Here is a 17,044-nt window from a genome sequence, read left to right on the forward strand (position 1 = left end):
CCGCCGTAATCTCTCACGGGGGCGGAGTGGGGTGACCGCAAGGAGCGGCATCAGCCCGTGCGCCTTTGCCATCCGCAATCGCCTCCCTGCTGCACGCGGAGGTGACAGGCTATCAATTTCTTGGGGTATGCGCCGCACTGTCAGGCGGGGGCCAGTCGTTGCCCTAGGGCTTTCTCCCGCTGGTCACCGGAAGGAGGAACCCCGGCATTCCTACCTTAGGAGGACTTTGCCATTCGAGCTGGTCACGGGGTGTTATTACGGTCCCCCGCGCGGGGCGGGCCACTGGTTGGTGTGCGGGCGGCGGCGGTATGCCGCGGCGGGCTGTCTTCGCCCGGGCGGTGCCCGGCTTGGGGATGCGCTTCCCCGGTGGCTGGGCCGCGCTACGTTGGAGACGCATACGGTACGGCCGCGGTGACCGCGGTTTCCCGGGTTCCGGTCTCCCCCGCTGCCGAGTCAAGGGAAGGTCAGGGCAACCATGAGTCTTGAGGATGAGTTGCGCGCGTTCCGCGAAGTCCAGCACCGGCAGGACGCGGCCGGGGCCCGCGCCGTCAAGGAGCGGGCGGCCCGGGAGTTGGCCGAGTCCGGTCAGGCCGAGCGTGCGCTGGCGGTCGGTGCGCGGGCACCGCACTTCCGCCTGCCGTCGGCCACGGGCGGGACCCTCGCGCTTGAGGACCTGCTCTCCGCAGGCGCCCCGGTGGTGCTCACCTTCTACCGGGGCGCCTGGTGCCCGTACTGCAATATGACGCTCCGTTCCCTCCAGCGGCACCACAAGGACATCACGGCCCGTGGCGCCCGGCTGGTGGCCATCTCGCCGCAGAGGCCGGATGAGTCGCTGTCCCAGAGCCAGAAGCACCAGCTGGCCTTCGACGTGCTCAGCGACATCGGCTCGGCCACCGCGCGGCGCTATGGCCTGGCCTTTGAGGTGTCTGAGGAACTGGCGGCCCACTACGCCAGGTCGGGGCTGGACCTGGAGCGGGTCAATGACGGTCACGCCCGGGTGCTGCCGATACCCGCCACCTATGTCATCGACCGGTCGGGGACGGTCCGGTGGGCCTTCGTGGACACCGATTTCACCGTGCGCGCCGAGCCGGCCGACATCCTCGCCGCGCTGGACGCCCTCGGCTGAGACCGGCACCAGGGGGTGGCCGGTGCCTGCGCCGGGGCCGGGGCACCGGGCGCGGGATGCTGCGCGGGCGGGGCGGGGGGTGGGTCCTGTGGCGTGGTCAGGGGGCCGGTACGGGCCACCGCCCGGCGCCAGCCCGCCACCGCGGCCCGCCGCCGCCCGGCCGTCCAGCCCGGCCTCCAGCGGTGCCGGGGCGGCCGGTGGACGGGGAGTTCCGCGGTGTCCTTCCAGTAGCCGACGCCCAGACCTGCCGCGTACGCCGCGCCGCGGGTGGGCGGCTCGGCGACCGCGGCCCGGCTCACCGGTATGCCCATCACGTCGGCCTGGATCGCCAGGGCGGTGTCCGAGGCCGCGGCGGGCCCGTCGGCGGCCAGGCAGCGGGGTGTCACCGCGCAGTCCTCAGTCATGGCGGTGAGCAGGTCGTGCATCCGGTATCCGGTTGATTCCAGGGCCGCTCTGGCGATGTGGTCCTTGGTGTGGCGGGGTGTCAGGCCGATGAGCGCGCCGCGGGCGTGGGGCTGGGGATCGGGTACGCCCAGGCCGGTGAAGGCGGGCACAAAGTACAGGCCCATCGTGCCCGCGACCGAGGAGGCGGCGGCCTCGAAGGCCCGCCAGCTGGGCAGCGAGCCGAGGTCTTCGATCACCCAGCGTGCCGCGCCGCCGGTGTGGGGGATGTTTCCCTCCAGGGCGTAGACGGGGGGTCGGCCGGTCAGCTGGTAGGCGATGGTGGTGTTCAGACCGTGGCGGGAGTGCAGGGGCTGGTCTCCCATGGTGAGCATGAGAAGGTTGCGGTGGCTGTTGTTGCACCATGCCGCGCCGGTGGCCCAGCAGCCGTGGCCGAACAGGGCGGCCTGTGGTTCGCCCAGGACGCCGCTGATCGGTACGCCGTGCTCGACGGTGGCGCCGAAGCCGTCGGGGGTGGCCGAGGGGCGGATCCGGGGCAGCATGGCGGAGGGTATGCCGAACAGGTCCAGCAGTTCCTCGTCCCAGTCCACGGTGGCGAGGTTCATCAGCATGGTGCGGGCCGCGTTGGTCACGTCGGTGACGTGACGGCCGCCCGCGGCCGCGCCGGTCAGCTGCCAGATCAGCCAGGTGTCGATGGATCCGAACAGGGCCTGGCCCTTCTCAGCCGCGCGGCGCAGTCCGGGGATGTGTTCCAGCAGCCACTGGATCTTCGTCGCACTGAAGTAGGGGTTGCTGACCAGACCGGTCTTGCGGTGGATGGTCTCGGCGTGGCCGTCGGCTTCCAGTGCGGCGGCCAGGGGGCGGGTGCGGGTGTCCTGCCAGGCGATGGCATGGTGGTAGGGCTGGCCGGTGTGCCGGTTCCAGACCATAGTGGTCTCGATCTGGTTGGTGATGCCGATGGCGGCCAGGTCGGCGGGGGTCAGCCGGGCGTGGCCGAGCACCTCAGCCAGGACGGCCCGGGTGTGGTCCCAGATCTGTGCCGGGTCGTGCTCAAGGCGGTTGTCCGCGCGCCGCAGCTGGGTGTGTTGCCGGGTACTGGCGGCCCTCTCAGTGCCGTCAGCGTCGAGGATCGCGCAGCGGGTGCCGGTGGTGCTCTGGTGAAGGCTTGCGATGAAGTCGGCCATCATGTTCACCTCTGCTTCGCCGAGTTGGCCGCACCCTGTGGTGTCGCGAGCGCGGGGGACGGGGCGGACTGCCGGGCGATGTCGATGACCTGTTTGCGGAAAACGTGCAACCACACGCCGGCGATCTGTGAGGTGACGATCGAGAGCATGGCCAGCACGGTGTAGAAGTCCTCGTTGATGACTCCGGCCGCGAGTGTCACGGTGGCCAGCACGATGCCTGGTCCACCCCGTGCGTTCAAGGCGACGGCGAAGTGCTGGGCGGCCTTGTTGTCCTCCCCGGCCAGTCGGGCCGCCGCCCAGACACTGACCAGTTTGACCAGGCAGGCCATAAGGAGGAAGGCGGCGAAGAACAGCAGCGGGAAATGGTGGGCCAGGTCCAGCTGAAGGCCGACGTTCGCGAAGTACAGAGGGATGAAGAAGCCGAGGGAGAATCTCTTCAGGGCCTCCCATGCGGCGTCAGCTGATGCCCGCTGCTCCGGCTCGGCGGCCTGAGTGTCCGCACCGGCGGCACAGGCGCCGGCCAGCAGGGCTCCGAAGACCGGGTTGATGCCCAGGCCCACACAGATCAGGGCCATTCCCAGCATGAACACCAGCCGGAATCCGGTGGGGCTGCGCTTTTCGATGAAGTGGGCCGGGCCACGGGCCAGCATACGGAAAAAGCCCCGGCCCAGTGGCAGAAAGACGGCAAAGAAGACCAGGCTGGCCACCACGTAGTAAACAGTACTGGGCAAGGCGTCGTTATTGTCGAACACCGACCACAGCCCATAGGTGGTACCGGACTTCGCCTGGGCCAAGCCCAGCACGACGGCGAGCATCACATAGAGCACCAGGTCTTCGAAGACGGCGATGGACAGCACCACACGGGCAAAAGCGGTACGCAGAATGTCCAGGTCAAGCATGATACGAGAGATCACCGGGATGCTGGTCACGGCCACGCCAATACCGAAGACCAGCCCCACGCTGGTACGGGTGCCCTGCGGTCCGGACAGTGCATCGATGTCAACGAACCGCGCGGTGAACAGACCAGCAGCGAACGGCACGATGACGCCGATCAACGCCATCGAAGCAGTGGATCTCCCCCGGCCACGGTGACGGTGCTCGACCATCTCCCGGCCGGAGAGGAACAGCAGCAAAAGCAGCCCGGCCTCATACAACACGCCCAGCCCCGCAGCCGCCGGACCCTGGGACGGGAACAGCCACCCCTGCACCTCGGGGGCGAACACACCAAGGACAGTCGGACCCAGGAACAGGCCCGCCACGATCTCACCGATGACCGGCGGCTGGCGCAGCAACTGGAAGAGGTGGCCAGTGGTGTGAGCAGCGACCAGCAACAGGGTCACAGCAACGAACAGGTGCATAAGGTCAGGCGACTGCAGCGTCATGACCGGCCATCCCCGCTCAACCCGACCGGGCCACCGATACAGCCGATACGGCCGGTGCTGCCGGTGCCACCGGTGCCACCGGTGCCGCCGATACGGCCGGTGCCGCCGGTACGGCCGGTACCGCCGATACCGCCGATACCGCCGATACCGCCGGTACCGCCGATACCGCCGATACCGCCGATACCGCCAGTGCCACCGGTGCCACCGGTGCCGCCAGTGCCACCAGTACCGCCGATACAGCCGATACGGCCGGTGCCGCCGGTGCCACCAGTGCCACCAGTGCCACCAGTGCCACCAGTGCCACCAGTCACGGTATCCACGGCGACGATGCCGCCGGTGCCGCCGGTGCCGCCGGTGCCGCCGGTGCCGCCGGTCACGGTGTCCACGGCGACGGTGTCGTGGCGGACCTCAGTGTCGTAGTCAGTCATGAGTTCCGCGACCGCGGGTGAGATCACCGCCGTCAGCGCCTCAGTGCCAGCGAACGTGGCGACGGCCACAGATGAGGTCCACAGGCTGAGCACCTGGAGGCGGGCCTGGTCATCCTCCTGGCGGTGCAGCAGGTAGCAGCCGCGGTAACCGTCGAAGCCCTCCATGTGCGGGAGGACGGTGTTGTGGAAAATCTCGAGGAAGGCGGCCGTATTACCGAGGGGGGCCGTTGCGCTCCATGACCTGAGGATCATTGCGGGGGACCTTTCTCTCGTTGCCGGTAGTTACCGGTAGTTGGCGGTAGTTGCCGGTGGCTTTTCTGATACGCCGGTCAGGGGCCCTTTCGTTCACGCAGCGGATGTGTGTGGGGCGTGGCAGGTGTGGCGGGTGTGGGGCATGGCGGGCGTGGCAGGTGTGAGACGTGGCGGGCGTGGCAGGTGTGAGACGTGGCGGGTGCGGCGGGTGTGAGACGTGGCGGGTGCGGCAGGTGTGAGACGTGGCGGGCGCGGCGGGCGTGAGACGTGGCGGGTGCGGCGGGTGTGGGTTCACCGGGGACGAAGTGGGCCGGGGCGCACCGGAGGCCGCTGAACCGGAAGGCGGTGAACCGGAGGCCGCTGAACCGGAAGGCGGTGATCCGGTGGGGGTGATCCGGTGGGGCTGGCCGCGGGGGTGTGGAGCTTGGCCGGATCGAGGAGTTGACATTCGGCGTCCAGATCCTGCGCTGTCCGCACTTTCCGGTCATGGAAAACAGCGAGAACCGGACATGCGGAATCTCTGATTCACCCCCTGGCGCGCCCTGTTCGGCCCGGTCTGTTTGACGGAACCGGGCCTCCTCACGTCGCTGACCGCGTGGTCGATAGACCTGAATGCTCAGTTCCTTTCTGCTTACAACAATGACCGAAAAGGTGCTCGCATTGATCATTGCGTTACCGCTTCGAGTCCGTCATTATTATCAAATTGTGACGGGTGAGAACCTTGGCCGTCACTCGCCCTTCCGGGGCCGCCGCTCTGCTCCGATTCGCCATGATCTGGCGCGAGGGAGATCAGATGTCCGCAGCACCACTGTTGACTAACCATGCCGTTCTGCACACCGAAGATGTCGCCGCCGCCGAAGAATGGCTCACCCCCCTGTTCGGCCGGCACGCGTTATCGGTCGCAGCGAGTACGCGGCCCGATATCCGCTTTCACAGTTGTCCGTTGGGTTCGCTGCGGCTGAGCTATCTCTCGCTCGGTGCCAGTGCGCGTTTTGAACTGACCGGGGCGCGGTCCGGATATCTGGTGCTGGTGCCGCTGGCCGGGAACATCTGGCTGTGCGGGGCGCAGCGGATGCGTATCGGCCCTGGTCTGGGGGCGGTGCTGGGGCCGGGTGAGCCGGTCAGCGCACGGTGTTCGGCGGACTGCGGGCAGCTGATCGTGGAGCTGGACCAGGCGGTGCTGACCGCTCATCTGCACAGTCTGCTGCACCATTCCCCGGCGGAGCCGCCCGCGTTCGAGCCCCTGATGCGGTTCGATGCCGGCCGCGCGGTGAGCTGGTATGAGTCGCTGATGTTCCTGGCCGAGCGGGCCAATGAGGCCGACAGCGCGGGGCAGGAGCCGATCCACCCGCTGGTGGCCACCGAACTGGAACGGGCGCTGATGACGGAGCTGCTGGTCAGTCAGCCGAACACCGCGAGCCCGGCGCTGGTGCACAGCCGGTCGGCCAAGCCGGGCGGGCCGGTGGAGAAAGCGGTGCGGCTGATCCATGACTATCCGGAGGTCGGCCATACGGTGGCTGGTCTCGCCCAGGCCGCGGGGGTGAGTGTGCGCACACTGGAGAAGGCGTTTAGCCGCCGCTTCGGTCTGCCTCCGTGCGGATATCTGCGCCAGGTGCGGTTGAAGCGGGTACGGGCGGAGCTGACCGCGCCCGGCACAGGGAGACTGACGGTGAGTGAAGTGGCGGCGCGGTGGGGGTTCAGCCACTTCGGCCGATTCGCTCAAGAATATCGGAAGAAGTACCACGAGAATCCTTCGGAGACAGTGCGGCGGCATCGTGCGATGCCCAGGCTGGGGGCTCAGAGTTTCACCGCAGAAGAGGCTCCATCGTCTGGCGCCGTATTTCCTCCTGGTCGGTGATTTCCAGGCGGCGGGTGGCGATCCTGAGCAGGGGCGGCGCCATGAGAGAGGTAATCACCGCGGTGAGCACGATAATGGTGTAGGACTCGGTATTAAGTACGCCCAGGCGGAGGCCCACAGCGGCCACGACGAGTTGCACGACGCCGCGTGCGTTCATGCCAGCGCCGAGTGCGAGGATTTCCCACCGGCCCAGGCGGGAAGTCCATCCGCCCAGCAGAGCGCCGGCGAACTTCCCCAGGATCGCGACGCCCAGGATGAGACCCGCGCCGGCCAGGACCGCAGGGTCTTTCAGCGCTGCGATGTCCATACGCAGTCCCGCGGTAGCGAAGAAGACCGGAGCGAGGGTGGCGGAGAGTCCGTTGTTCAACGGTGCAAGCGAGTTGAGACTGGCGGCACCGCTGGTGCCGATCAATATGCCGCCCAAGAACGCACCGAAAACCGGCTCCAGACCCACCGCCGCGGTGCCCGCCGCGCACACCAGGAGGATCGCGACCGCGGTAACCACCACCGCAGCCGAGCCCTGGGAGCGCTGAGCACGGCGCAGCACCGCACGGACCAGAGGCCGGCCCAGCACGATCACCACCAGCAGCAGACCAGCCAGATGCGCCACCGGGCCCACCACAGTGGCAATACGCAGGCCACTGGTAACCAAGGCAGAGACCACAGACAGCAACAACCAGCCGACAACGTCATCCAGGGTCCCGGCAGCCAGGATGAGCTGACCGACGTCACGGTGGACCAACCCCATGTCCAACAGGGTCTTGGCAATCACCGGGATGGCACTGACACACAGCGCCACGCCAAGGAACACGGCAAAGACCATGGGCTCGGCCTGCGGAGGGCACAACACCCGAGGGGTAAGGGTCAGCCACCGGCAACTCAACACCAAAGAACCCAGACCGCACCGTACTACCGAAGCGGTCCAGCGAGGTCTCATCCGGACTCGACACCGTCCAGACTCGACACCGACGCCACAATCGACACCCTTATCGGCCCGATCGTCTCGGCGACCCATTCCACGGCCCTCTGCATAGAGAAAGCGCGAAATTCGAACAGATCGCCTCACGCACACGGTGTGCCACCGGCTTACCGGAATGAGCCATTCGACCATCAATTAACGACAGAGAGCAATGGACATTGCCGCGTAAGTCAGACAAAACGGCACGTTCCGTACTCGGAAATCCCTTGCTAGGACTGTCTCGATTGGGTAACTTTCCAACCAGGGAGAACCTGGGGGTAGTCATCGATCGGGATCAGTCTGAAACAGACAGTACACAATTTACTCACGACCCCGTGGAACACGCGCTGCTGCAAGCGAGGAATCTCATCGATTCCGCCGTTCTTGAATTTCGTTCTCTTCCCGCGCCGCGATTCGTGAAATTATCCGCCGACAAGCGGCAGGAGACGCCCGGTGCCACCCTGACGCACCTGGTGGCCCAGGCCCGGCGCACCGTGCTGATCTCGCTGTCCGGTCGGAGCGGGCAGCTGGCGGCGGTACGCACCATGCTGAGCGACCTCAGGGCCCGGGCCCAGGCCGGTCCGGGCCGGATTACCGTCCGCGTGCTCGGGTCCGCCTCGGCACTGCGGGAGCTGCCGACCTGGGCGGCGGCTGCCGACCTGGTGGAACTACGCGTGACCGGCCGTCCGCTCGCCGAGACCCTGGTGGTGGACGTCGCGGAGGCGCTGCTCCATGCGCCGGGCGACAGCACGGGAGGCCTGCTGGTTCGCGACCGGGCCGTGGTCCGCGTGCTGACCTCGCTGTTCATGGGCGCCTGGGAAGCCTCGCTGCATTGGCCGGACTATCTGCTGCTGGACGCCTATCTCGCCACCGACACCGCGCGCGGGGTTCTGGCCCAGCTGTATGCCGGCTCCACCGACGCGGTCGCGGCCCGTGAACTGGGCCTGTCCCTGCGCACGTACCGCCGACACGTCGCCAGAATCCTGGAGTCCCTGGAAGTCAGTTCCCGTTTTTCCGGTGGCACCCGAGCAGCCGAATTACAGCTGTTTGACACGCTCTGAAGGGAATAAACGTGTTGCCGACCACGAAAATTCTGGAGCAGGATTTGCTCAAGGTCCGGGGCCTGGTGGAATCATTGGCCGCACAATGGCGTAGCCAGACGACGAACGATTCACTCGTCACCCAGCTCTCCGTAAGCCGAGAAACCCTGGGAGAAGCTGCCGAAAACTTCATGTCCCAGGCTTCGGAATCCCTCTGTCTGATAATCGACGAACGCTCCGAGACGACCACCGCCGTCGTTGCCGCCCTTCGCCGGATCGCCCCGACGCTGGCCTCGGACGTCACCGTACGGGCGCTCGTCCCACCGGGCAGCCGGACCCGGTGGGCGCTCGACGCAGTGTTTCCGGAAGAGGCCGAGGTGCGGCTCGCGGCGCTCCCGGGGCTCACCGCGGTCGTCTCCGACACGGAGTCGACACTGGTGTCGAACACCCCGGGCGAACCGGCACTCATACGCAGTACGTCCGTGGCGACGAACCTGCGCGCGCTCTTCGACACCATCTGGCCGACCGCGCCGGTACTGGACCCACGTCTGCGATTGAGGGAACTTACCCAGGCCGAAGAATTACGCCGTGTCCTCGGCTGTCTCCAGGAGGGGCTCATCGATGACGTCGCGGCCCGCAAGCTCTCCATGTCCGTGCGCACCTACCGGCGCCACGTCGCCGACATCATGGCACTGCTGCGCACCAACTCCCGGTTCCAGGCCGGCGCCCGCGCGATCGAGACGGGCCTGCTGCCACGGCGGTCGACGCGCGTGGCGGATGGGCCCGTTCCGGCAGCCATCGTCAACCGCGTGTCCCCAGCGTGCAGCACTTGAGGGCCGGCGCGGTGTCAAGGTGGTAGTAGCGCGGGTCGATCAGATCGACGGTGTGGCCGAGTTCGCGGTACAGCGCGTACAGCCGCTCCCACCGGGCGACGGCCAGATTCGGGGTGAGCAGGGCTGACCCGGGGTGCGCGGCACGGTGGTGCCGGGCACCCGGCGCCGGCGGGAAGGGGGCTGGAGGCGGCGCCCGCGGGTCAGCGAGCCGTGGCCAGCAGCTCCTCCATGTGCGGGAACCGGGACGCGATCGGGTCGCCGGTGAATGCCTCGTCCCAGTCGGTCTCGGCGACGTAGATGTGCAGGGCGGCGAAGTCGGGCGTCTCCCCCATGTCGAACCAGTGCCGTACGCCGGCGGGCGTGCACACCAGGTCGCCCGGCTCGGAGATCAACACGTGGACGGTCTCCTCGTCGGCCAGCCGCAGATAGAAGCCGCACCGGCCCTGGGCGAAGAACCAGACCTCATCCGAGCGGTGGGTGTGCTCGTTGAAGTAGCGGTCACGCGAAGCGCGGGCCTCGGTGGCCCACCGCGGGTCAGAGTCGTCCGGTGCCATCCGGACCACCTCGACATGTCCCAGGCCGGTCTCGGCAGAAAATCGGTCCGCCTCCGTCCGGTACAGGCCGAGCACGTCGTCGTCGCCGAAGCCGGCCGCCAGGTCCTTGAGGGCCCACCGCTCGAACCGGGCGCCGTGCACTGCGAGTTCGGCCGCGATGCGGTCGGGGTCCTGGGTGGTGAGCAGCGGCTTCGCCTCGCCCGTGGCGGGCAGAACCTGGAGCAGTGTCATGGCAGTCGCCTTTCGAGGATGCGGACGTACGGCACGGCGCCCGGTCAGTGGCCGGGCTCGAAGTGCAGCTGGCTGAGGAAGCAGTCCCGGGGCTGGTTGACGGCGAAGGTGACGCATTCCGCGAGGGACTGCGCGGTCAGGGTGTCCTTCGGGGTGCGCGAGGCGCCCTCCCAGGCGGGCGACAGCGGGTCGATGTTGTCGAAGTCCGGCGGGAACAGGGAGATGACGCGGATGCCCTCCGCGCGCAGCCGCTTGGACAGGATGCCGGTGAACGCGGCCTGTCCGCCCTTGGCCGCGTAGAACGCCTCGTGGCCCGCGCAGCCGGTGTAGTTCGGCGTCGCGGCTGCCGACACCAGGGTGACGATGTCGGGCCGCTGCGAGGCGCGCAGGAGCGGCAGGAAGTGCTTGACCATCAGAACGGTGCCTCCGGCGGATGCGGTGGTGGCGAGGATGTCGGCATCGTCCGCGGTGGTCAGGTCCTCGCTCTCCAGCCAGTTGGCGCCGTTGTTCAGGAGTACGTCGACGGCGCCGGCCTTCTCCCGGACGCCGTCCGCGAAGGCGCGTACGGACTCCGGATCGGTGATATCGCAGGCGAAGGCGTGCACCCGGTCGCCGCCGAGGTCACGGATCTCCTGCTCGGTGCGGCGGGCGCCCTCCAGGCTGCGCGCCGAGAGGAACACCTCGGCACCCTGCCGGGCGAAGACGATGGCCAGGGTGCGCCCGAAGTCCCGGGCGGCACCGGTGATGACGACGCGGAGGTTCTCCATTGCAGTGGTGCCTCATCAGTTCGGGGAGTCGGCTATCCGGCAGACTCCGGATGGTAGCCGTCCGGCAGGTGAGCACTCGTGCTTCCCGGACGCTGAGTCCTGACGAAAGACCGTGCCCCTGCCTGTTGGCCCGGAGAGTTGATCGCTGATGGGATGTCGTGCCCGCCGCTGAGTGGCGGGGTGAGCACTGCTTGATCAGGTCGCAGATGGATCTCCGGCAGGCCGCTGAAGGGGATCGGCATCGAGAGCGGAAGAACCGTTGCGACTGTTCGTGGGGGACGACTGGGATTCTCCAGTCGATTGTTCGGAGGGGCATGCTCGTCGGCCGAGGAGGTGGGAGGTCACCGGCCGAGGGGCTGCCCGGCGTCGGCCGCGACGGCGAATACGCCCTCCCGGTTGCGCTGTTGGCAGAACTCGACGTCGGCGAGCAGGATTTCCTCGTCCTGGTTCCTCAACAGGATGGCGCCCGCCCCGCCTTCTCCGGTGGTCGCGGTGATCGTGTCGCCCGGAGTCGGCAGGAAGATGTCACCGGCGTAGGAGCGCAACGCCCGGACCTCGTCCAGCCCTTCGATGCTGACCAGCCGTCCGCCCTCGCGAGCGATGAAGGCGTAGTCGGCGACGAAGCCCGGCTCGGCCGGACGTCCGGCCAGTGCCCGGGAGCCGCCGGCGAGCGCGGCCGCCTGATCGGGCAGGCCGAGCAGGGAGCAGAGGTGCGGCAGGGGGTGGCCCGCGGTCCGGGCCGCGAACTTGACCACTTTCACGGTCCCGCCGGCGCCCGTGACCGCCTCGAACGTGACGGGCCCCGAGACCAGGCCGACGCCCTTCACCACGGGCGACAGCCGGTGCGCCAGTTCGCGCTCCTGCGGCGAGCCGGGCGCGAGGTTCACCACGCTGGTGAGCAGTGACCTGGGGGGTTCCTCCAGCGAGAAGCACCGCCAGACGTCGGTGAGGTGGAGCACGCCGTCGAGGACGACACCGTTGACGAAGCACGGGGTGCCGGGCACATGGTCGTGGGCGACGATCCGGCCGCCCCGGTCCCACAGCCGCCGGAGCTCGGGTTCCGGCGGTGCGGCTCCGGGCCGGACCAGCACGGCGGAGCCGGTGTCGTCGGAGATCTCCGGCCGCAGGACGACCGTACGGTCCCGGCGGGCCGCCAGATGGGCGGTCAGCTCCGCCGGGCCGGTGAGGACGTGCAGGTCGAAGGCGAGATCCGGGTCGGCGGCCGCGACGGCCTCGTGCTGACGTATCTTGCTGGACCACGGGTCGGCCACCACGGTGCCGGCTTCGGACACGGTCGTCTCCTTCGGGTTGGTCCGGTGGATGCGGATCGCCTGCCGAGCCCGCGGCCGGGCTTACGGCCCGGGAACCGTCAGAGAAGCCCCGTTGGGCTCCTTCGGTACCTGGTGCAGCAGATAGTCGGCCGCCACCTGTGCCCAGGCTTCGGGGCCCGGGTACTCGGTGTGCTCGTCCGGCAGACAGGTGGCGAGCATGGCGGTGTCCACGCCACCGCCCGGGTCGACGGCGACGGCGGTGACGCCCGGCAGCAGTTCCTCGGCCTCCTGGGCGATGGCCCGGGTGAAGCCCTCGACGGCGAACTTGCTCGCGGTGTAGGCGGCCAGCCTGCCGCGCGGATTGCGGCCCCAGCCCGAGGAGACGGCGACAAAGGTACCGCCGGTCGCCATCCGCGGCAGGAAGGCGCGGGCCAGGGTGTAGACGCCGACGACGTTGACGTCGACGGTGGTGCGGAAGTCCGCCGGGCTGGTCTCCCACACCGGGGCCTGGGGGCTGATGTACCCGGCGTTGGCGACGACCAGGGCGGGCGCGCCGAGCCGCCGTACGGTCTCCCCGGCCCACCGCTCCACGGCGTCGGCGTCGGTGACGTCGGTGACGGTGATCAGGTGGTCCTCGCCGAGGTCGGCGCGGAGCCTGTCCAGGGCCTCGCGGTCGCGGCCGCAGCCGGCGACGCGGTGGCCCAGTGCGGTAAAGCGCCGGGCCAGGGCGGCGCCGAGGCCCCGGCTCACCCCGGAGATGACGACGGACGTGCTGGTGCTGACGGAATCCATGGTGCTCTTTCAGGTGGTCTGTTCGAAGTGGAACGCCTTGATGAAGCAGTCCCGTGGCTGGTCGATCGCGAACATGACGCACTCCACGAGGGAGTGGGCGGTGAGCTCGCAGCCCGCCTCGCGGGGCGTCGTGTCCCAGTCCGGGCCCAGCGGATCCGGGTTGCTGAAGTCGGGCGGGTACAGCGAGATGACGCGCACGCCGTGCGGGCGCAGTTGGGGGGAGAGCAGGTCGGCGAGGCCGGCCTGCCCGTGCTTGGCCGCGTAGAACGCGGCGTGGGCCCGGGTACGGTGGTTGCCGGTGAGCCCGGCCGACGAGATCAGGTTGACCACGTCGGGCCGGTCGGACTGCAGCAGCAGCGGCAGCAGGTGCTTGGTGACGAGGACGGTGCCGGTCACGGTCGAGGCGACGGTGGCGGCGATGTCCTCGTCGGCGGCGGAGGCGAGGTCCTCGCCGGACAGCCAGCGGGCCCCGTTGTTGACCAGCACGTCGACGTGGTCGGTCACCGTGGCGATCTCGTCGGCGAAGGCGCGTACCGACGCCGGGTCCGCCAGGTCGCAGCGCAGGGCGTGGACCCTGTCGGACCCGAGGCCACGGATCTCGTCGGCCACATGCTCGGCCGCCGCCAGGTCCCGGGCGGAGAGCAGGACTTCGTCGCCCCGGCGGGCGAAGAAGAGGGCGAGCGTCCGGCCGAAGTCCCGGCCGGCTCCGGTGATGACCACGCGTCGGCCGCGGGGCTCACGGCGGGCGGGGGCGGCCTCGTTGCCGTTCTGAGGTGTCACTGTGGGGTTTCCCGTGTTCGCGGTCTCAGGGTGTGCGGGGCTCAGGTCAGTGCCCCGGAGGACCCTCGTACGCTCCGGTGCCGATCAGCAAGCCGCCGGGGTCCAATCCGGCCGCGACGAGGGAGCTCTGGCGGTCCGCCCCGTCGAGCACCTGGGCGGGCGGGAAGAATCCGTGCCCGGTGACGAGCACGAAGCCCATGCCGACCGCCTGGGCGGCGAGGAGGTCCTGCCGCGAGTCGCCGAGCAGGACCGCCTCGCCAGGGTCGGCGCCCACGGCGGCGAGCGCCGTGGACAACCGCCGCGCCTTGGGTTCCTCGCCGCCGAGGACGGCCCGGAACTCACCGGCCAGCCCGTGTCCGTCCAGGACCCGTTCCGCCTCGGCGGTCAGGGTGCCGGTGGCCACGTACAGCGGCAGGCCGTGCTCGGACAGGCCGCGGACCAGCCGGTCGGCGCCCGGACACAGCGGCGCCTTGGGGTAGCGCTCGGCGAGCAGCTCGGCATAACGCCCCGCGCAGCGCTGGTAGAACGTCTCGAATCCCTCCCCCGTGGCCTGTTCTCCGCCCAGGTGGTCCTGGTGGAAGGCGAGGAAGTGCTCACGGCGGGAGCGGCCGAAGGTCCGGCGGAACTCGTGGACGCAGGGGTCCACGAGTTCCGGTCCGAACTCCGCCAGCGCCTCGCGCACGCACTCCACCTTCAGCTCATTGGAGTCCACGAGCACACCGTCGAGGTCGAAGACGACAAGGCGGTGGGTGGCCAGCGTCCGATCGAGGCGCTCGCCGGCGCGGTCAGACAGCGGCATGGCGGAGTGCGCCCTCCAGCGACGCCGCGGAGAACGACGTCTTGCGGTTCCTGGCGAGGAAGTCCAGGGCGCGCAGTTTGACGTCGACGTCCCGCTCCAGGCCCTCCTCCAGACGCTGGACGTAGGTCGGGTGGATCCGGCGCATGCCCGCGATGGCGTAGAGGGCGCTGGCGCCCCAGCGGTACTTGTGCATGAGCGGTTCGAAGCGGCGGGCCACCAGGTCCAGCATCGGCTGGAGCGCCCGCTGGTCCGTGCCGAGCGCCGCCAGGAGCTGTTCGGTCCTGGTGTTGCCGGCGCCCCGGCCCATGCCGAGGACGGTGGCGTCCAGCCAGGTGGCGCCCGCCTGGGCGGCGGCAAGGGTGTTGTGCAGCGCGAAGCCCTGGTTGTCGTGGCCGTGCAGGCCCACGGGGGCGGCCTGGCCGGCCCTGAACTCCTCGACCAGTTCGGCGATCCGGGGGGCGTGCAGGGAGCCCAGGGAGTCGGCGACGTACAGCGACTCCAGCGGCCCCAGGCCGGCCACCAGACGGACCAGACCGGCCACTTCGGCGGGGGTCGCCAGGTCCACCTGCATCAGGTTCAGGCAGACCCCGAAGCCGGCCTCGCGCAGGGAGTCGACGGCTTCGGCGACACCGGCCGCCCCGCTGTGGTGGACGGCCACGCGGACCAGGTCGACCGGCAGCGGCCCGTCGGCCAGCAGCCTGCGCAGCCGCGGACCGGCCTCGGCCGCCGGGACCTCGGCCAGCGCGGGCGCGTCCACCATGACGGCGAAGCGCAGCCGGTGGCCGTCGGGCAGGGCGTCGCGCAGCGCGAGCGTGACACCCGACGGGAACCTGCCGTACGGGCCGCGGTCGCCCGGGGTGAACTGGGTGTAGCCGAGTTCGACCACGTCCACGCCGGTCGCCACGCATGCCGTGAGGTACTCCTCGACGAGGGTGTCCTCGAACTCCCAGTTCGTGTAGTAACCGCCGTCCCGCAGCGTGCAGTCCAGGACGGTGACGTCCTGACGGGCCACCGCGCTCACTTGTCCTCCAGGTCCGGAAGGGTGTTGGTGAAGTCGACGTGGTGGACGCGGCGCATCGGCGCCCAGTTGAGGCGGCCGTCGTTGCCCGGGTGCCGGACCAGGAGGCTGCCCTCGCCGTCGTGCATCATGTCGTCCCACTCCTGGACCCTGGGGTGCAGGTCGTTGGCGCGCAGGAAGTCGTGCACGGGCTCGAAGTGGTCCTCGGCCTCGACGTACATGAAGAGCGTGAGCGGGTCGATGTAGAAGATCTGTAGCTTGCGGACGCCGATGGTCTCCAGGGCGCCGCCCGGTCCGACGACCTCGGGCCACACCTCCCGGTGGAGCTCGATGTACTTCTCGGCGGCGGCCTCGTCCCGGAGGCGGATGGTGAAGGCGTGGTTCTTCATCGAGCGAGCTCCTTCGCAAGGATGAGCAGGTGCCGGTACGTGCGGTGGACCTCGGTCCAGGACTCGTCGTCGAGGACGTGGCGGCTCGGACCGCGGACATGGGTGGTCTTGATCAGGCCACGTTCTTTCAGGAAGCGCTTGGCGATCGACAGGTAGTAGTCGGTGCTGTTCATCATGTGGCACATGAGGTACGACAGCGGGTAGCCGATCCGTTCGGCCTTCTCCCGCTCACCGGCCTCCAGCAGCCGCCACAGGGTCACCACGATCTCGGCGATCTCGGTGGCGGGGATCGTTCCGGCCAGGCCGCGGCGGTGACAGTCGAGGAGCATCATGCCGCCGTCGCCCTCGAAGATGCGGGCCCGTCCGCCGCTGGCGTCGCGCAGCTCGCTGACCCTGGGCGGCGAGGGCTGGGCCTCGGGCTTGAACAGCACCCGGTCGGGGCCGTACCGCTCCAGCATCCGGACCTGGGCGGCGATGGTCAGGGGCTGCTTGGCCAGGCTCTTGGCGTGATGGATGATCACGGGGATCCGGACCGACTCCACGACCCGGGTGAAGTACTCCACCATCCCGTTCTCGTCCAGCGGGATCGTGGCCGGGTGCATGACGAGCAGGGCGTCCACCCCGACGGACTCGGCGTGCCGGCTGTACTCGATGGCGGCCTCGGGTGTCTCGGCACCGGTGCTCATCACGGACACACCGCGTCCGACGGCGGCCTTCGCGCTCAGCTCGGCCACGCGCAGCCGCTCGGTGTGTGTCAGCCGCAGCACTTCGGAGACCTGGCCGACCACGAACCCGTCGCAGCCGACGTCGAACATGTGCTCCGTCTGGGCGAGGAAGTCCTCCTCGTCGAGGGCGCCGTCGTCGGTGAACGGCATGATGACGACCGGCAGAACCCCCTTGATCTCGCTGGTCCCGTCGGGCCGTTGCAGACTCATGGGTTCTCTCCGTTCATGTCGCGCCGCCTCCGCGGCCCCGTCCGG

General features: G+C 69.2%; 17 protein-coding genes. 4 read left to right on the forward strand and 13 right to left on the reverse strand.

The window, feature by feature from the left end:
* Positions 1 to 475: 475 nt before the first annotated feature.
* Entirely contained in the window at positions 476 to 1,126 is a 651-nt protein-coding gene (locus VT50_RS02770) for a peroxiredoxin-like family protein (RefSeq protein ID WP_046087913.1), read from the forward strand.
* Here VT50_RS02770 and VT50_RS02775 read toward each other — a convergent pair.
* From VT50_RS02775 to VT50_RS39910, 3 genes are read right to left on the reverse strand one after another with little or no spacing between them, the layout of a single operon-like run.
* Positions 1,018 to 2,712: an FGGY family carbohydrate kinase gene (locus VT50_RS02775; RefSeq protein ID WP_078840818.1), complete on the reverse strand. Its 1,695-nt coding sequence runs from the start codon at positions 2,710 to 2,712 to the stop codon at positions 1,018 to 1,020. The genes VT50_RS02770 and VT50_RS02775 overlap by 109 nt on opposite strands.
* A 5-nt stretch (positions 2,713 to 2,717) precedes the next feature.
* The gene (locus tag VT50_RS02780) at positions 2,718 to 4,094 is read right to left on the reverse strand and encodes a cation:proton antiporter (RefSeq protein WP_046087912.1); all 1,377 of its coding nucleotides are present in this window, start codon (positions 4,092 to 4,094) and stop codon (positions 2,718 to 2,720) included.
* Positions 4,091 to 4,774, reverse strand: a complete 684-nt coding sequence (locus tag VT50_RS39910) for a hypothetical protein (protein WP_053048659.1) — start codon at positions 4,772 to 4,774, stop codon at positions 4,091 to 4,093. The genes VT50_RS02780 and VT50_RS39910 overlap by 4 nt, the downstream gene beginning before the upstream one ends.
* A gap of 793 nt (positions 4,775 to 5,567) precedes the next feature.
* Between VT50_RS39910 and VT50_RS02795 the strand changes: the two genes are divergently transcribed.
* Positions 5,568 to 6,632, forward strand: a complete 1,065-nt coding sequence (locus VT50_RS02795; RefSeq protein WP_075200590.1) for an AraC family transcriptional regulator — start codon at positions 5,568 to 5,570, stop codon at positions 6,630 to 6,632.
* Here the strand turns inward: VT50_RS02795 and VT50_RS02800 are convergent.
* Complete coding sequence (locus VT50_RS02800) at positions 6,580 to 7,455, reverse strand: cation:proton antiporter (RefSeq protein ID WP_240529022.1); 876 nt, start codon at positions 7,453 to 7,455, stop codon at positions 6,580 to 6,582. The two genes, VT50_RS02795 and VT50_RS02800, sit on opposite strands and share 53 nt — an antisense overlap.
* Before the next feature lie 470 nt (positions 7,456 to 7,925).
* On the opposite strand from VT50_RS02800, the gene VT50_RS02805 reads away from it, so the two are divergent.
* Positions 7,926 to 8,651, forward strand: coding sequence for a helix-turn-helix domain-containing protein (locus tag VT50_RS02805; protein ID WP_143645174.1), 726 nt, complete (start codon positions 7,926 to 7,928; stop codon positions 8,649 to 8,651).
* A gap of 11 nt (positions 8,652 to 8,662) precedes the next feature.
* On the forward strand, positions 8,663 to 9,463 hold the full coding sequence (locus VT50_RS02810; protein WP_143645175.1) for a helix-turn-helix domain-containing protein: 801 nt from the start codon (positions 8,663 to 8,665) through the stop codon (positions 9,461 to 9,463).
* Between the two features lie 200 nt (positions 9,464 to 9,663).
* Here the strand turns inward: VT50_RS02810 and VT50_RS02815 are convergent, their stop codons facing one another.
* The 9 genes from VT50_RS02815 to VT50_RS02855 form a co-directional block, all read right to left on the reverse strand.
* Positions 9,664 to 10,248 (reverse strand): hypothetical protein, encoded by a 585-nt coding sequence (locus VT50_RS02815; protein WP_046089756.1) that lies wholly within the window; start codon positions 10,246 to 10,248, stop codon positions 9,664 to 9,666.
* Between the two features lie 44 nt (positions 10,249 to 10,292).
* On the reverse strand, positions 10,293 to 11,015 hold the full coding sequence (locus VT50_RS02820; protein ID WP_046089757.1) for an SDR family oxidoreductase: 723 nt from the start codon (positions 11,013 to 11,015) through the stop codon (positions 10,293 to 10,295).
* Positions 11,016 to 11,356: 341 nt separating this feature from the next.
* On the reverse strand, positions 11,357 to 12,307 hold the full coding sequence (locus tag VT50_RS02825) for a hypothetical protein (protein ID WP_046089758.1): 951 nt from the start codon (positions 12,305 to 12,307) through the stop codon (positions 11,357 to 11,359).
* Positions 12,308 to 12,367: 60 nt separating this feature from the next.
* Positions 12,368 to 13,078 (reverse strand): SDR family oxidoreductase, encoded by a 711-nt coding sequence (locus VT50_RS02830; RefSeq protein WP_046089759.1) that lies wholly within the window; start codon positions 13,076 to 13,078, stop codon positions 12,368 to 12,370.
* A gap of 9 nt (positions 13,079 to 13,087) precedes the next feature.
* Positions 13,088 to 13,858: an SDR family oxidoreductase gene (locus VT50_RS02835; protein ID WP_046089760.1), complete on the reverse strand. Its 771-nt coding sequence runs from the start codon at positions 13,856 to 13,858 to the stop codon at positions 13,088 to 13,090.
* A gap of 46 nt (positions 13,859 to 13,904) precedes the next feature.
* Entirely contained in the window at positions 13,905 to 14,657 is a 753-nt protein-coding gene (locus VT50_RS02840) for an HAD family hydrolase (RefSeq protein WP_046089761.1), read from the reverse strand.
* The gene (locus VT50_RS02845) at positions 14,644 to 15,678 is read right to left on the reverse strand and encodes a beta/alpha barrel domain-containing protein (RefSeq protein WP_053048793.1); all 1,035 of its coding nucleotides are present in this window, start codon (positions 15,676 to 15,678) and stop codon (positions 14,644 to 14,646) included. Before VT50_RS02845 ends, VT50_RS02840 begins: the two co-directional genes overlap by 14 nt.
* Positions 15,675 to 16,064, reverse strand: a complete 390-nt coding sequence (locus VT50_RS02850; RefSeq protein WP_046089762.1) for an L-rhamnose mutarotase — start codon at positions 16,062 to 16,064, stop codon at positions 15,675 to 15,677. The genes VT50_RS02845 and VT50_RS02850 overlap by 4 nt, the downstream gene beginning before the upstream one ends.
* Positions 16,061 to 16,999, reverse strand: coding sequence for a dihydrodipicolinate synthase family protein (locus tag VT50_RS02855; RefSeq protein ID WP_046089763.1), 939 nt, complete (start codon positions 16,997 to 16,999; stop codon positions 16,061 to 16,063). Before VT50_RS02855 ends, VT50_RS02850 begins: the two co-directional genes overlap by 4 nt.
* Positions 17,000 to 17,044: the final 45 nt, after the last annotated feature.

It is taken from the genome of Streptomyces antioxidans (genome assembly GCF_000968685.2).
In the GTDB taxonomy this organism is placed as follows: Bacteria; Actinomycetota; Actinomycetes; order Streptomycetales; family Streptomycetaceae; genus Streptomyces; species Streptomyces antioxidans.

Coding starts and splice junctions, on each gene's coding strand:
- VT50_RS02770 (WP_046087913.1), top strand. CDS start 476: ATGAGTCTTGAGGATGAGTTGCGCGCGTTCCGCGAAGTCCAGCACCGG.
- VT50_RS02775 (WP_078840818.1), bottom strand. CDS start 2,712: ATGGCCGACTTCATCGCAAGCCTTCACCAGAGCACCACCGGCACCCGC.
- VT50_RS02780 (WP_046087912.1), bottom strand. CDS start 4,094: ATGACGCTGCAGTCGCCTGACCTTATGCACCTGTTCGTTGCTGTGACC.
- VT50_RS39910 (WP_053048659.1), bottom strand. CDS start 4,774: ATGATCCTCAGGTCATGGAGCGCAACGGCCCCCCTCGGTAATACGGCC.
- VT50_RS02795 (WP_075200590.1), top strand. CDS start 5,568: ATGTCCGCAGCACCACTGTTGACTAACCATGCCGTTCTGCACACCGAA.
- VT50_RS02800 (WP_240529022.1), bottom strand. CDS start 7,455: ATGGTCTTTGCCGTGTTCCTTGGCGTGGCGCTGTGTGTCAGTGCCATC.
- VT50_RS02815 (WP_046089756.1), bottom strand. CDS start 10,248: ATGACACTGCTCCAGGTTCTGCCCGCCACGGGCGAGGCGAAGCCGCTG.
- VT50_RS02820 (WP_046089757.1), bottom strand. CDS start 11,015: ATGGAGAACCTCCGCGTCGTCATCACCGGTGCCGCCCGGGACTTCGGG.
- VT50_RS02830 (WP_046089759.1), bottom strand. CDS start 13,078: ATGGATTCCGTCAGCACCAGCACGTCCGTCGTCATCTCCGGGGTGAGC.
- VT50_RS02840 (WP_046089761.1), bottom strand. CDS start 14,657: ATGCCGCTGTCTGACCGCGCCGGCGAGCGCCTCGATCGGACGCTGGCC.
- VT50_RS02850 (WP_046089762.1), bottom strand. CDS start 16,064: ATGAAGAACCACGCCTTCACCATCCGCCTCCGGGACGAGGCCGCCGCC.
- VT50_RS02855 (WP_046089763.1), bottom strand. CDS start 16,999: ATGAGTCTGCAACGGCCCGACGGGACCAGCGAGATCAAGGGGGTTCTG.